The sequence below is a fragment of the Gottfriedia acidiceleris genome, from assembly GCF_002128425.1.
In the GTDB taxonomy this organism is placed as follows: domain Bacteria; phylum Bacillota; class Bacilli; order Bacillales; family Bacillaceae_G; genus Gottfriedia; species Gottfriedia acidiceleris.
Genome location: NZ_NESS01000002.1, coordinates 1 through 15,262, shown reverse-complemented (window position 1 = coordinate 15,262; position 15,262 = coordinate 1). Strand labels below are relative to the sequence as shown.

General features: G+C 33.4%; 13 protein-coding genes and 1 pseudogene. 1 reads left to right on the top strand and 13 read right to left on the bottom strand.

The genetic code is table 11. The annotated features are described in order from the left end of the window. Positions 1–111: 111 nt before the first annotated feature. On the bottom strand, positions 112–1,038 hold the full coding sequence (locus B6K90_RS03945) for a DUF4030 domain-containing protein (RefSeq protein ID WP_167555268.1): 927 nt from the start codon (positions 1,036–1,038) through the stop codon (positions 112–114). 109 nt (positions 1,039–1,147) lie between these two features. After that, positions 1,148–1,423: a hypothetical protein gene (locus B6K90_RS03940; RefSeq protein ID WP_088011465.1), complete on the bottom strand. Its 276-nt coding sequence runs from the start codon at positions 1,421–1,423 to the stop codon at positions 1,148–1,150. 457 nt (positions 1,424–1,880) lie between these two features. Here B6K90_RS03940 and B6K90_RS03935 point away from each other — a divergent pair, with 457 nt between their 5' ends. After that, positions 1,881–2,654 carry a HipA family kinase gene (locus tag B6K90_RS03935; protein WP_088011464.1) on the top strand — a complete coding sequence of 258 codons (774 nt, stop codon included), beginning with the start codon at positions 1,881–1,883 and terminating at the stop codon, positions 2,652–2,654. 327 nt (positions 2,655–2,981) lie between these two features. Here B6K90_RS03935 and B6K90_RS03930 read toward each other — a convergent pair whose 3' ends face one another. The 11 genes and pseudogenes from B6K90_RS03930 to B6K90_RS23565 form a co-directional block, all read right to left on the bottom strand. Continuing rightward, positions 2,982–4,310, bottom strand: a complete 1,329-nt coding sequence (locus B6K90_RS03930) for an MFS transporter (protein WP_088011463.1) — start codon at positions 4,308–4,310, stop codon at positions 2,982–2,984. After that, positions 4,297–5,943 (bottom strand): PEP-utilizing enzyme, encoded by a 1,647-nt coding sequence (locus tag B6K90_RS24400; RefSeq protein ID WP_088011462.1) that lies wholly within the window; start codon positions 5,941–5,943, stop codon positions 4,297–4,299. Before B6K90_RS24400 ends, B6K90_RS03930 begins: the two co-directional genes overlap by 14 nt. Before the next feature lie 2 nt (positions 5,944–5,945). After that, entirely contained in the window at positions 5,946–6,845 is a 900-nt protein-coding gene (locus B6K90_RS03920; protein ID WP_235821704.1) for a PEP/pyruvate-binding domain-containing protein, read from the bottom strand. A gap of 302 nt (positions 6,846–7,147) precedes the next feature. Beyond that, positions 7,148–7,450, bottom strand: a pseudogene (locus tag B6K90_RS03915) (stage V sporulation protein R); the annotation flags it as partial. A 183-nt stretch (positions 7,451–7,633) separates the two neighbouring features. Further along, entirely contained in the window at positions 7,634–8,602 is a 969-nt protein-coding gene (locus B6K90_RS03910; protein WP_088011459.1) for a carbohydrate kinase family protein, read from the bottom strand. Between the two features lie 70 nt (positions 8,603–8,672). Further along, entirely contained in the window at positions 8,673–10,148 is a 1,476-nt protein-coding gene (locus tag B6K90_RS03905) for a glycoside hydrolase family 32 protein (protein ID WP_088011458.1), read from the bottom strand. Between the two features lie 63 nt (positions 10,149–10,211). Continuing rightward, on the bottom strand, positions 10,212–11,669 hold the full coding sequence (locus tag B6K90_RS03900) for a sucrose-specific PTS transporter subunit IIBC (protein WP_088011457.1): 1,458 nt from the start codon (positions 11,667–11,669) through the stop codon (positions 10,212–10,214). 127 nt (positions 11,670–11,796) lie between these two features. Further along, on the bottom strand, positions 11,797–12,789 hold the full coding sequence (locus B6K90_RS03895; RefSeq protein ID WP_235821703.1) for a LacI family DNA-binding transcriptional regulator: 993 nt from the start codon (positions 12,787–12,789) through the stop codon (positions 11,797–11,799). 399 nt (positions 12,790–13,188) lie between these two features. After that, positions 13,189–13,509: a hypothetical protein gene (locus B6K90_RS03890; RefSeq protein WP_174567631.1), complete on the bottom strand. Its 321-nt coding sequence runs from the start codon at positions 13,507–13,509 to the stop codon at positions 13,189–13,191. A gap of 885 nt (positions 13,510–14,394) precedes the next feature. Next, positions 14,395–14,595 carry a cold-shock protein gene (locus B6K90_RS03885; RefSeq protein ID WP_069034332.1) on the bottom strand — a complete coding sequence of 67 codons (201 nt, stop codon included), beginning with the start codon at positions 14,593–14,595 and terminating at the stop codon, positions 14,395–14,397. A 286-nt stretch (positions 14,596–14,881) separates the two neighbouring features. After that, positions 14,882–15,046, bottom strand: coding sequence for a hypothetical protein (locus B6K90_RS23565; RefSeq protein ID WP_167555267.1), 165 nt, complete (start codon positions 15,044–15,046; stop codon positions 14,882–14,884). Positions 15,047–15,262 lie beyond the last annotated feature (216 nt).

Here is a 15,262-nt window from a genome sequence, read left to right as displayed (position 1 = left end):
AATTCGTAGTTGCATAGCTTGAGTAAATTACTTTTTTCAAAGAAAAATAAAAAAGCTCAATTTTCTCAATTAATAATGAGAAAATGAGCTTTCCTTACACTCTATAGTACCTTAATTAATTTTTTTATTATCTTCGCTTAGAACATTAATTCCATAAGGACCAGGATAAGATTTGTTTATTTCATCATATTGTAAAAACTCATTAACTAATTTCTCTATCTTTTCTCCGAGTTCCTTCGCATTTGGATCTGAACTGTTTAGTGATGTATTAATGATAATTGGATGTTTCTCATCTATTATCGTTGTATACGTAACTTTCAGTTCTGTCATTTCCTTTAATCCTATGTCTATAGAAGGAGCAATTTTTTTTATCCATTTTCCTGTTTTATTAAAAGTAAAGTTCACTGGTATCTGTTTAATATTAAATCCTTTTTCTTGAACGAGATTGAAAAACTCTTTATTATAGTTGTTAATTTCAGATGGATTCGTAATTTCAGTAATGTTACCATTATCATTTTGAGTATAGGATAAGGTAATACTTATTACTCGGCCATCAGTAGCTGAAAACATAGCCCCAGGTCCAACCTCTAGCTTTTGATTATGGCGTTTCTTAAACTCCTCTGCTACTTCTTTAAGAATCTTTTCTTCTTGCTTTTGCCTTTCTGACACATTAGTTTTGTTCCACAGAGCTTTGACTTTCACGTTATAATCGCTATAATTTTTCGTTTTTAACACATCTTCAATATTACGTTGAAGGTCACCTTTTAAATAATTAAAATTTTTCTTTGAATATGGTCTAATTACGAGAACGACTTCTTTCTTTTTACGAGAAAGAGTTAAATCATAACCATCTGGATAGCCTTTTTTCTGTAACACTTTTTTGTTGAAAGAAGATTCAATGGCACTTTGTAGTTTAAGCGATTCATAATAGGAAATTAAATTATTTGCTTGTTTCGTTTCTGTTTTTTGGCTTGTGATATTACACCCTGCTAGATAAACAACGGTAAGCATACTGAATAATACTTTTATGTATTTCAACAATAATGACCTTCTTCCTTTGTATGAATGCATATAAATTATAATTTGGAAATCAATAACAATTACTTACTTAATTTTGAGAATTAAATATTTCACGGATATATATATATTAATTTTTAATCCAAGTTAGCATACGTAAAATAAGAAAGGGTTCAAAACAAGTAATCAATAAAAATATAAAAAAAAACGAAGATACTGCAAAAAACTTAGTGTTCCCTCTTTCTTTTTTTGAAATTGCTATAAAGCTACATATCGCCGCAAATAATATAGATAAAAAACCAATTAAAGCCATAAGTTCGTTGAAGCCTGGAATTACATAAATTATTCCAAACAAAACCAATCCTATAATTAATAATATTATCGAAATTGCACTGAAATTTTTCATAGTTTCACCTCTTTTTATAATAATTAATTTTTAGGTATGCCACTATATTTTAACATATATTTCCATTTTCCTGTTTACTTATTGAACTATACTACTAGTTTGTTCAATAAAAAAATAGCCCATTTTTTGACTCGATCTTCAACTATCACATGTTTTAGTTACATAAGGATTTAATATTTGTGATAGATAAGAGTTCATCGTAGCTAATTAGATAGTATTCTTCTGATTCTTCATGAAAAAGATGTCTACCTTTTACACCACAAGTGCTTATACAAGAGATGCATACGGTAAAACATACAATGAAATTAGAAGTAGCTCATTTCTTGAACAAGTAGCAAAAGATTTACGTAAAATTACAATTCACGAAATCAAATTTCTATCATTTATTCTTTTTTCCGGCACTCTACTACTTCTATTGAATATCGTATTATGTATTACTTTAAATGGAGGCTGAATTATGACATCGATAGTACCGGAAAAATATTTGGAGACGCTATCTGGAAAAGCTGCTCATTTATTTTCGTTTAGTGATGGTAATCGTTATGCAGTTAAATGTAAAAATAATTTCCACGGAACAAGGGAGCTCGTAAACGAATTCGTAGTTGCTAGACTAGGACAACTGCTGTCTTTACCTGTAGTGCCATTTGAAATTGTATATATGTCCGAGGAGCAAATTCAGCTTATACCAAAAAAATTTTCTTCTCATTACAAACCAGGCAACCAGTTTGCTAGTCTTTATATAGATAATTGTACTGGCCTTGCGAAAAAACCTCCTCATCCAGCTATAAAGGAAGTGAAAAATCCCCATGATTTGGCCGGAATACTCGTATTCGATCATTGGGTGTTTGGTGCTGACCGCACTAAAAGCAATATTCTTTTAGAACGACTTCCGGGTGGACAATATGACATTCATATGATTGATCATGGAAAATGTTTTCCAGGAGGATACAAATGGAATGCAGAAACTCTTCAAAAGCCCAAAAAGTTTAAAAAGGATTCAGTCGTTCATATTTGGACAGCTGGCATGCTAGAAGACTTAAAAATCATTTCATCTTATATTGAACAAATCTTGTCATTGCCAGAAGTGTCAATCGAAGAAGTGATTCGGGATATTCCTGTGGACTGGGATGTTTCACTTGAAGACAAAGAAGCACTTTATAGGTATCTTATAGAACGGAAAAAAACACTTGCGGATTCAGTGTATACTTTTGTAAAAAAATATTTTAAATAAAGATCCAAACTATCCTTGAGCATTATAAAGTATGGGGAACAGGTAATTTTCTTTAATTTGTTTTCTTTTATTTCCCCATGCTTTTATCCTACTAAGTAACAAATCTACTGGAACGAAATATAATATATTTCATTAATTTGTTGTTTTCGGGTAGAAACGGTTAGCTACCTTTCTTATATCGAGGCTATTCTATTTCCACGTAAGAAAACCAGTTTATCGAAAGGATGCGTGGACTACCTAACACATGATTTTGAACATATATACCACCAAAAATAGGGATTGATAAAATGCAATCAATCCCTTCATAAACTTCTCTTAAAAATATGACTATCCCACTAAATACTTTTTCACCGACTTAGCCTGACCAAGTGTTAATACAATTGAAAGGATAAGACCTATTATGGAAAAAATTAATAAAAGGACGTATAAAAATACCTTTCCTACAAAAATACTAACCGCCGCAGAAGCCATCATCCCCCCTATATATCTAAAGGTTGAATAGATCCCTGCAGCAACACCTGATTTTTCCTTTGATACAGATTCTAGGTTTGTCGATTGCATGGCTGCTGCACCAATACCAGCAGAAAAACCTCCTAATAAGAGAGTACTCATTAAATAAAGATAGGTTACTTTCGGAGTAAATCCAAAATAAAATAAAACGGTAAAACTAGATAATAGAAAAGATAAGATAATAACTTTTTCTTTTCCGAATTTATTTGCTAACTTCCCACCAACCAAAGCGGATATAGACATAGCAAGAGAAAAGTAAAATAACAAACTACCAATCTTATTAATCGTAAAATGATAAGATTTTAATAAAATTGGAATAAATAATATGGTACTGTACATGACAAAATTATTAATTAAGATTGATAGATTCGAACTAGAAAATGCTTTATTTTTAAACATGGAAAACTCGATGAGTGGCGTTTTCGCAGTTCGTTCTTGATAAATAAATAGTCCAACGAAAAGTAGTAATGTAAGAATGGTCCATACATTTAAGTACTCATTATGTGTGAATAGCAAGGTGATGAACGTTAATACAATACCAAGATAAATAGAACCAAATAAATCTAAGGAATTTGTTTTCGTTTTACTCTGATTTGGTATCATAAACCAAGATAAAAAAATGGCTATAATTAAAAAAGGAATATTCACCCAGAAAATAGCTTCCCAGTTGAATAGACTAATGAGTCCAGATCCAAGAAGTGGTCCAACTGATGCACCCAACCCCATTGACATACCGAAAAGACCAAAGACATTACTTAGTTTTTCTTTAGGGATGATGAACCGAATGATTGCAGTTGCATTCGGGGTAACGAGTGCTCCTCCAAGTGCTTGTAAAGAACGGAAAATAATTAATGAAACCAAATTAAATGAAAAAGCACATGCTACTGAAAATATGATCAGTAGTGAAAATCCAATTAGTAACACCTTTTTATTTCCGTAAATGTCACCTAACTTCCCAGCAATTGGCTGAGCTACAGCCATAACGATTAAATAAATGGTTACAACCCAAGTAATATCGGGTATAGAAACAGATAATTCTGAAGCAATCGTCGGTAACCCTACGGCAATCATCGTTGAATTAACAGGGACCAAAATAGTCCCTGTTAATATAGCTAGTAAAATTAGAATCTCTTTAGTTCTGCTCATGGATGATGACTTCTCCTTTTGTCCCATCCACTGTAATGATATCGCCATCTTTTAACATTGAAGTGGCAATTTTTGTACCAATTACACAAGGTACTCCGTATTCTCTGGCTACCGTGGCTGCATGAGATAAAATACCACCAACATCCGTTACAATCCCACCTACTAAAGTAAATAAGACTGTCCATGGAGGCGTCGTTGTTTTACAAACAAGAATATCACCTTTTTTGACTTTACCAAATTCACTTTGATCACGAACCACTCTTACCGTTCCTTTGTATAATCCTTGCACTCCAGAATAACCGGTAAATGTTTTCGTCACTTGATTCAAATCAGGCATTTTTGCACCAAATACAAGCTCATAAACTGGATCTATAGGACCAGCTGGCGGTTGACCAAAGAACGGTTGAGGAGTATGCGCTTGATTACGTAAATGCTCTTCTTTTCTATTCTTTATTAAATCATATGAATTCTTTGGCTCTCTAAGTAATTCAATTAAATCATCTAAATAAAGGAATACAATATCCTCTTTCCTTTCAATGACAGAATGTTTTACCAATGTTTGACCGACATTTAATAAAAATGGACGTGCTTTTGCAGGCAGCATAGCATCAATATAGAAGTGATGATCTTCATCCAATCCCCACATATTTAATGCCATATAATGAAGAACTTTAAACGTTTCTTTTAATTCCCCCTCTGGCATTTTGGATAAAGCTTCTTTTACTTTATGTTCTGTATTTGAAATTACTTCCTCAATTTCAGCTTCAAAGTCGTAATCCTTCTCAAGATAATTTTTAATGATTTTTAAAACATAATAAGGATTTTCTACCCATGTTTCATCGGCAAATTCATGACTATTTGCTGTTCGATATCCGTATTCTTCAAGGAAGGATTGAACCGAAACCATAAACTGTCGTCCCACCGCTACATCCTGTAATGAATCTAGAAGCTCGTTTGCAGCAGTGTCACTAAAGATTTTTGATAATAAGCCGGACTCTTTTACTTGCATAGAAAGCTTCCATAGCTCTCGATCTGTTTCAAGCGACTTATTCATCGTTCCTAATAATAAATCATAGATAACAGCTGTATTTGTCGTATTTAATAAAGAGCCATAAATTTCTTGCAGTGCAGCCCCTATAGATATTCTCGGCATAACCACTTCAAAATGAATAGACCAAATCTTTTCATACATTTCATATAGTTCAAATATTTTTTCTTCCGCTTCCACAAGTGTTAGACTTTTATTTTTATACTCATCTAAACGGTTATAAAAAGGTAATAGCGTATCATTAACATAATTATTAAAAATTTCGACAGCTCTTGGGAAAACAGACTGCATTAACGCTTGATGTTCCTTAAGGCGCGTTTCTGGATCTTCATGTGTTAAGACGGTTTGGTAAAAATACCCATTTGATGATTTAGCATGAAACTGTTTCATCGGCAACTTTAGTTTTTCAAAAGCCTCCAAAGTACCAGCTGTTAACGCAGGTATCATGAAGGAAGAAAATAACGGAGATAACGGTTTTTGAAAGTGAGCTCCGTCTAGTTCCCAGAATCCTGTTTTTTCTTCCTCTGATAAAAATAAATTTTTTTTAAAATCCGTTAATTCGTAAACATTCGTCTCTTTACCCATTCTTATTTTTCCCCCTTCAAAGTAGTAATCGGTCTAACTTGCAATATATATAATTGATTATTTTTTATAGCAAACTCAATATCTACTGGATGTTGATAGTAGTTTTCTATTTTTTTTGTGATGTCCATTAAGTCCATGATTTTTTCATCCTCTAAACAAAATACTTCCTGCAATGAAGGAGGAACTTCAGTCTTTTCCATTCCGGTTTCCATAGGTCTAACTTGTATCTCTTTATGACCAAGCTCTTTTATAATTAATTTGGATTCTTTATTAAGAACAAACAGATCTGGAGTAACCAATCCATCAACTACAGATTCCCCTAAGCCATAGCTTGCGTTAATAATAATTTCTTGCTTATTAAATGTCACAGGATTCATACTGAAAATTACACCAGCCACATCTGCATCAACCATTCCCTGTACTAATACACCCATCTTGATCTCTGATAAAGAAATCTGATTTTTCTTCGCATAGTCATGTACATAACTAGAAAAATACGATGCCCAGCAACGCTTGATACTATTTAATAACTCTTCCTCACTTCTAACATTTAAAATAGTTTCATATTGACCTGCAAAAGAGGCTCCTCGTAGGTCTTCTAATGCTGATGAGGAACGGACGGCGACTGCATATGTATTACTTTTTAGCCTCTCAAATTGCATAAGAATAGTTCTTTTCATTTGATCAGGAAATTCACCTTGTAAAATTTCTAATTGAACCCTTTCATTATTTGTGGTCTCAATGTTATTAATCGATAAAAATGCCTCAAAAGCTTCTCCTGTCAGTATAAACCCGTCAGGAATATGATCAAACAATTTTGCCATTTTTGAAAGATTCATAGCTTTTGAGCCTATTAACGATAGTTCATAATTTACGCCATTACACAAAGTTATGATTGACAACTTCAAATTTCCTCCCATTTTTGTAAAAAAATTTAAATTATTGTAAATATTATGTAAATTTTATAATGCTAACGTTAATATTAACATTTTATAATAGGCATGAACAACTAAGTTTCATCGACATTTAATTTTTTAATCATGTCGAAAATTAGAATTAGTAGAGATTAGTTAATATGCTGACTTTGAAATGACATATTGGAAAACTTTTTTACTTTATAAAACAAAAAAGATCGCCTTTATAAATAAAAGCAATCTTTTTTGTTTTAAGATTTTATTTACTGATTTCCCATGCACAGTACTAACTAAATATTTAACCTTTTCATTATATATCGAATATACTTCCGATGAATATTCTTCCCATCATAACTAAACAACACAGACTTATTCTCAATGTTCTTCTCCAAATGTACCCCTCTACCCCACAACTGATGAATATACAGCATTACCTTCTCAACATCTAATTCCATATTTTCATAGGAATGCTTCAAATAAAGCTCCCCATTTTTTAAATAATCACCTTCTTGAACAACGATGTATGGGAATCCGCTATTAACCCTACTAACAACAAGTTGATCTCTTACATTTTCCCATGCCTTATCCGTAACTATAGGAAAATAAAAGTCGATTTTCATAAATTTGAAAATCGACTTTTTAATTTATTTGATTTGAAACATTACAATTATAATATTAGAAGAAAATAATTTCATATATACAACTAAATTATTCCGTGAATATTAAAGTTAATAAGCATAATAATAGACAAGCAATTGCATTAATTAAACAATTTTTTATCCATTTATTAACTGAATAATTGTTTCACGATCTGGAAGGGAAGAAATTGCACCTTTACTTGTTGTTGTAAGGGCTCCACTGGCATTTGCAAATGCAAGGAATTCTTGATAGTTTTTCTCAAATAATTCCACTAAATTAACCTGAGTTGCTTTCTTCTCAAGCAATTTGAATAAAATCCCCCCAATAAAAGCATCACCTGCACCAGTTGTATCTTGTACTTCAACTTTGAATCCTTTTGATTCAAAGTTTTTATCATTTAAGTAAAGCTCCGCACCCTTTGAACCTTTTGTATAAATAATAGCCTTTACCTCACCCCTAAATAAAGTAGAAATTGCTTCTTCTACATCTGTAATATCAGTTATGAATTCGAGTTCTTCATCAGAAATCTTTACAATATGACTCAGAGGAATAAAATCTAAAATAGTATTTTTACATGCCTCGGGGTTTTTCCAAAGAGGAAGACGTACATTTGGATCGAAGCTAACAATTCCACCTTTTGTAATAATTGATTTTATTGCTTTTATATGAGCTCGCTTCATCGGACTTTCAACTAAATCAACGGAACAGAAATGAAGAATATCGTTTTTTGTAAACCATTCATCTTTAACTTCTTCCTCAGTTAGTAATAGATCGGCAGATGGATTTCTGTAAAATGAAAAGTCACGATCACCGTTTTCCCGAAGGGAAACAAAAGCTAAGCCAGTATTAGCATCAGTAGTTCTTAAAACTTTATCTGTCTTGACGCCAACGGCTGATAATTGATCACATATAAAGTCACCAAAAGCATCTTCTCCTATTTTTGTAATCATGGACGCGTTGCCACCGTACTTAGCTACTGTTGCAGCGACATTTGCAGGTGCGCCACCAGGTGCACGCTCAAAAGAAGTAACATCCTTTAAAGGTCTACCTTTTTGTAAAGGAATAAAATCAATTAATACTTCACCGATTGAATATAATTGTCCCACTTTTCCACCTCATAATTTTAAAGTCTCTACTTTATCAGCATCAAATTTAACATGTTAAAATTTTAAAAAGTTAATAATCCCATTTCACTGCTTGAAGTTTAACACTTCCACGTGATGCAAAGAAACGAATTCCAGTGCTTTCTTCTTTTGGGAAAATCCTGCTCGTGATTACTTCTTCACCATCATTTATGAAAATCTCAACTGAAGAAACATCGACAAACATATGAATCTTAATTTTATCTTGTTTTAATTCCTGACTACATTTCCTAATCGTTCCAAAAGGAGAATTAATTGTTTGTCCAGAAAAAGTACGATCAAGTATAACCTTTTTCTCTATAACATCATAGGTCAAAATTGTTTTTTCTTTTTTACTTGTCCTAAATTCAATCCCAAATTCAGATGCATCTATATTTTTAAATTCACAAATCATCTCATATGATGTTCCATCGAAGCTGTTAAACGTCTTTGATTCGCTATTAATAATGTTTACTGTTTTAGCTTCCTGTTTACGAAGTGATTCAAGCTCTCTCACTGGCCGTTGAATTAACTTCCCGTTTTGAATTGACAATTCTCGTGGAATTGTTAAACAATGCGCCCATCCATTTTGATCTGTAGGATACACAATTTCAGGTAAACCCATCCAACCTACTAAAATACGACGTCCAGATGAATCAATTGTAGTTTGAGGTGCATAAAAATCAAAGCCTCGATCAAGCTCAGTAAACTCTCCATGCTCCAAAACTTTTTGATGAAGATCTAATTTTTCACCTAACACGTATCCAGACTGATAAATATTCTGATATTTGTCACCTTCTGGTTCTATACCTTGAGGTGAAAAAATGAGTACTCCTTGATTTTGTAATTCGAAGTAATCAGGGCACTCCCACATGTATCCAAATGAATCCATTTTTGTCCTAATTTCCCCTTCAAATGTCCATTTAAACAAATCTGGTGAACTATATAAAACTACACAGCCAGTTTTATTGCTTCTTTGTGCTCCAATTATTGCATAAAACAATTCTCCTACCTTCCATACTTTTGGATCACGAAAATGATCTGTGTATCCATGTGGTACGTCAGAGATTACAGGGGTATCTAGTTTTGTAATCCCCCCCCTTTTACCCATTATAGCAATGCATTGATAAGGATGTCTTACCCAATTTTCATCACGTGTATTTCCTGTATATAATAAATACAAATTATTCTTATGTTCTATTGCAGACCCTGAGTATGCTCCATGACTATCGTAGTAGTTATTCGGCTTTACTCCAATTCCAACGTTTTCCCAATGTACAAGGTCCTTTGATTTAACATGATACCAATATTTCAATCCATGCACAGCACCAAGTGGAAACCACTGATAAAACAAATGGTATTCCTCATTAAAATACGAGAATCCATTCGGATCATTCAAAAGACCTGTATTTGGTTGAATATGGAAAGTTTGTCTCCATGGACAGTTATCTACTTTAGTTTTTAGTTCAGCCACTTCTTCATTACTAACTTCTTCTAACTGGCGGTAAAGTAGTTCTTTTGTCCACTCCATTTTTTTCACTCCTTTAAAATAATAGAGGGGAAAATTTAAATTCCCCCTCTTCTTTCGAAGCACTTACGAATAAATTGCTTTTTCGGATGACATTTTAGTAGCAGTTATTCTTTCATCTCTTTTTGCTAGTACCAGTGTTACAATAAATGCTATCGAAAAAGATATCACCATTCCAACAATATACGGAATAATGCTTATAGGTTTTATCGAAATAATACCAGGGATACCAGCTGCTCCGAGCGCAACTGCTTTTACTTTATATAACGTTACAAATAAAGAACCAGCAGACGATCCAATTATTGCACCTATAAATGGATACCTTAATTTTAAATTAATTCCAAACATTGCAGGCTCAGTAATTCCTAAAAGTGCTGAGATACCACTAGCCGAGGCAGTACTTTTAACTTTTTTATCTTTTGTGATAAGAAAAATGGCAATTGTTGCTGCCCCCTGTGCTATGTTAGACATAGTTGCAATTGGAAAAATAAATGATCCTCCTGTTTTACCCATGTCAGCTAATAACTGTGTTTCTACTGCAATAAAACTATGATGCATACCAGTTATAACGATCGGTGCATAGAGAAGACCAAAAATTGCTCCACCAATAAATCCAGTTGTATCATATAACCATATCAAACCATCCGTTAAAAAGTTACCTGCTGTACGAGTAAACGGTCCAACTACAGTGAAAGTTAATATACCTGTAATAAAAATAGTTAATAAAGGAGTTAATAGATTGTCTAATGCTGATGGAATTACTCTTCGTAGGTATATTTCTGTTTTAGCTAGAATAAAAGATGAAACGAGAACTGGTAATACACTACCTTGATACCCTACCTTTTCAATCTCGAAACCAAAAATCTTCCATACCGGAATATCATTTTTTATTAATGCCTCACCATAACCGTATCCATTTAATAAGTCCGGATGAACCATTAACATCCCAAGTACCGCACCTAGATAGGGATTTCCTCCAAAACGTTGAGTTGCTGAAAAACCAATTAATATTGGAAGGAAGACGAATGCAGCATTCGCGAACGTGTTAATAAGTGAAGCTAAATCTGCGAGTGCAGGATTTGCTTCCACCAATGATTTACCCTCAATAAATAAATTCTGTGCGGTCAACACATTGTTAATCCCCATTAGTAAGCCGCCAGCGACAATAGCTGGGATAATAGGAACAAAAATATCTGAAAGCATTTTCACAAAACGTTGAAGTACATTCAATTTCTTTGTACCAGCATCTTTTACATCTTTAGTTGACATTTCTGAAATACCAGCTAATTTTGCAAGCTCTTTATAAACTTCATTTACAATACCTGCACCAAATATTATTTGATACTGTCCACCAGTAGAAAATGTCCCTTTCACCTCTTCTAGTTCATCTAATTTTTTTTGATCAATAATTTCTTCATCTTTTAATACTAGTCTTAGTCGTGTTGAACAATGAGCCGCGGCAGTTATGTTCTCTTTTCCACCTATTGCTTCGAATGTCTCTTCTGCAATCTTTTTAAAATCCATAATAAATACCTCCTTTTTTTATTGGAACCGGTTCCGAAATGCATTAAAAAAAACAAAACCCTGGTTTGATACTCAAAAGGAACCGGTTTCAAATAAATCATATTTTTTGGAACCGGTTTCAACTTGATTATAAAATATTAACAATTCGATTGTCAACGCTTTCTCTTTCGATTAATTTAAATTTCGAATGTGTAACTTTATTGACATCTTCCCCATTAACTAATTTAACTATATTCCTAGCGGCCACTTGACCTGCATCTTTATAAAAATACTTAATAGTGGTTAATCCTGGATGAATCACCTCTGTAACATCGTATCCACCAAATCCTGTAATTGATAAGTCTTCGGGAATCCTTAACCCTTTTAAAGATGCAGCTTTTAAAACTCCAAGCGCTATATTATCTGTTGCGCACACTATAATTGAAGGTTTATATTTTTCAATTATCAATGTGGCCTGTTTTAAAGCTTCCATCATGCTAAAACTTGTTTCATGGAATCTTACATTGCAATCTACTACCTCCTCTAAAGCTTTTTTAAATCCTTCTTTACGTCTAACACCTACAGCAATATCTTTTTCTGTAACACCTAGGAATGCAATGTTACGATGTCCCTTTGACAAAACATATTTACCCATCTCGTAACCAGATTCGTAATCTTGATGAATTAAACTATATATTTCGTGATGGAGTTGACCAACTAAGATGACAGGTATTTGTATTTTTTTAAACGCCTCTAAATGCGCATCTGTTATCTGTGTAGCCATCAAGATTATTCCAGCTACTTTTTGTCTTGCAAAGCCATAAATGCTTTCAAGCTCTCGGTCTAAATCCTGACTAGTATTTGATATAAGCATTTGACAATTTAAAGCCCTTAATTCCTCATCAATTCCAATTAATGTTTTAGCAGCCGCATATGAATCTAGACGAGGAATAACTGTGCCTATAATATTTGTTCTCTTTGCTTTGAGACTTTGTGCGAAAGTATTTGGAATATACCCAGTGTTTATAATAACATTTTCAATCTTTCTTTTTGTTCCTTCACTAACTGATCCTCCGTTAAGATAACGTGATACAGTGCTCTTAGCAACCCCAGCTAGTTTGGCAATATCAGAAATTGTCATTTCCTTCACTCCCATTAGTTGAATTTTTTCTCACAAGCATTTAACCTACCATTAGTAAATACAGAACAAACGTATGTGCTAAAAAAAATTGTATTATATAATCTACTTTTTTTAAAGCTTAATTAATGCTCACAAATTAAAATCAAGTATCGTTAGCCAATCCAATTATAAGTGAAAATTTAGGAGATATGACAAACTTGTCTATTATCACAATTTTAAACAGTAGTAGCAAAAATTGAAAAATCTGTCGTGCTACAATTGTTTAAACTTGTTAAATATTAATTATTGCTATTCCCAAAACATATACTTCCCCATTATTCTTTACCAATAAGCTTACTTACCAACGTTATTTTGCCCAATTAATTAGATTAAAACAAATCTTGGATGGCTGTTTATATATTATTTTAGATTTGTATTTTGTATTTTCATAGATTCTACAGTAATATTGTCAGGATTCCCAAAGGACGTTTCTTTCCATTCTTCTTTGGTATGTATACTCGGTTGTGCTTGGTAAGTCTTTGCTTTCAACTTTTCAAGTAAAGACATGATATTTTCATGCAGGTTTGATTCATAGCTTTCTATTGATTCACCATCAATACCACCTGTTCCTTTATTCGCCTTAACTTGTTCAAATCTTTGAGTTAATTTGCGGTCGAATAATAATTGACCATAAACACTGTGTAATTTAAATTTCCACTCTTGATTCATTACGTATTCCATGCGCCTTTCCTTGATGTTCATCCAAACGGTTTTACCTCGGTAACTTGATTGTTAACATTCCATCTTGTCCATGACTTGGAGCCATAGGTCGTTCCCCTTCCGTTCATTCGATGTTATGGTCATCAAACTACTTCCGTACTAAGAACGTCTAACTTCTCTACCAGTTCATCATCACTTCGGATTTCCCTTAATGATTAGAATCCTGCCTGTTCGGTAAGGTAGAGACCTCACGGGGTCATCGCATTTTCCTTCAAGACATACCCTGCACCATCACGTTATAAGCCACATTTCCTCGTTCTGACTTCTAAAGAAAGTGCCATTTTAGTGGGCTTCCTCACTCTTCGAAAATTCGCCAACTTACTCCGCCGCTGTGCTTCACACTTCTTGCATTAGGGTCTATCTTTTCGTCTACAGGTCTCTCGATTTACCGCATCTCCTTCAGACAATACCTCACGATAATGCCCTAGATTAGACTTCTCGAGCTAGGTCAGTCTCCTCGAGGATGGATTTTCACGCTTTGGGCTGGTTGGGACAAGGATCCCGAATAACAAGCGAACCCTATCGTTGTTCAACTAAAGCGCCCGTTTACTGAAGATCATTTCTAGTTAAATTAGTATTAAAAAGATTGTTTCTTCCTAAAGAAGCGCACACGTTAACCAACCAAAAAACAGAGCTTCACCACAGGCAATGTAAGAAAATTACGTTCTTACATGGTAGGTTGATTGAAATTAGGAATCCTACAAATTATGTGTTACACTTTGTTTTCCATTTGATTTACTGTTTTCTGTTTCCTGTTCCCTACTCATTAGTGAGTGGGGTTTTTGTTTTTTTAGAAAAATAAAAAACAGACTCAAATTAAGAGCCTGTCCATGTTTGTTATTATAATTAAGCCTTGCGAACGTTAGCTGCTTGTGCTCCACGTTGACCTTGCTCAAGATCAAAAGTCACTTCTTGACCTTCATCTAATGTTTTGAACCCTTCGCCTTGGATAGCTGAGAAATGAACGAATACGTCTTCTCCACCTTCACGTTCGATGAAACCGAAGCCTTTTTCGCCATTAAACCATTTTACTTTACCTTTTTCCATGTTTGTTGCCTCCTAGTGTGTTAGTACACACAATGTATTACTATCCTTGCTCTCAGTGATCATCAAGACGAAAGTTTTACTAATATTATCCTTTACACCGAACAAAAATAATTCACCTTTAGAATAGCATTTTTTGAATTTGTTTGCAAGGTTACTATATATAAGTCGAATTTTCAGCTTCTCATTAAAGTAAACACTCAATTTAATTTTGTGCAGAATTTATAAACACAACAAAGTGTCTTTTGTTGTTCTTGTTCAACAAAAGCATGCGTTAGTTATATAAGATTTAGCCCTTTTTAATTATAAATCCAGCTAATATTCCTCCGATAAGTATAATTAATCCACCAAAAATACCATGAATATAACGATTATCCCAATGAATATAATTACTTAATATTGTATCTACAATTGCATAAAATGCCCCCATAAATGCAATTTGAGAAATACTCATTTTCCCCTTAAAGACTCCCATTGTATAGTATCCGTCCTTCCGAAATCCTATCTGTATTTTATCATATATACTTCGAGATTTTTTAAATTTACCTTTATCCTTATTCATACAGATAGGTAAGGGTTTGAAGTTATCGCTCCCTTTTCCCCCTGTTCACACCGCACGTGCGACTTTCACCGCATACGGCGTTCCAACTACTCCAATTTATTCTTTTCT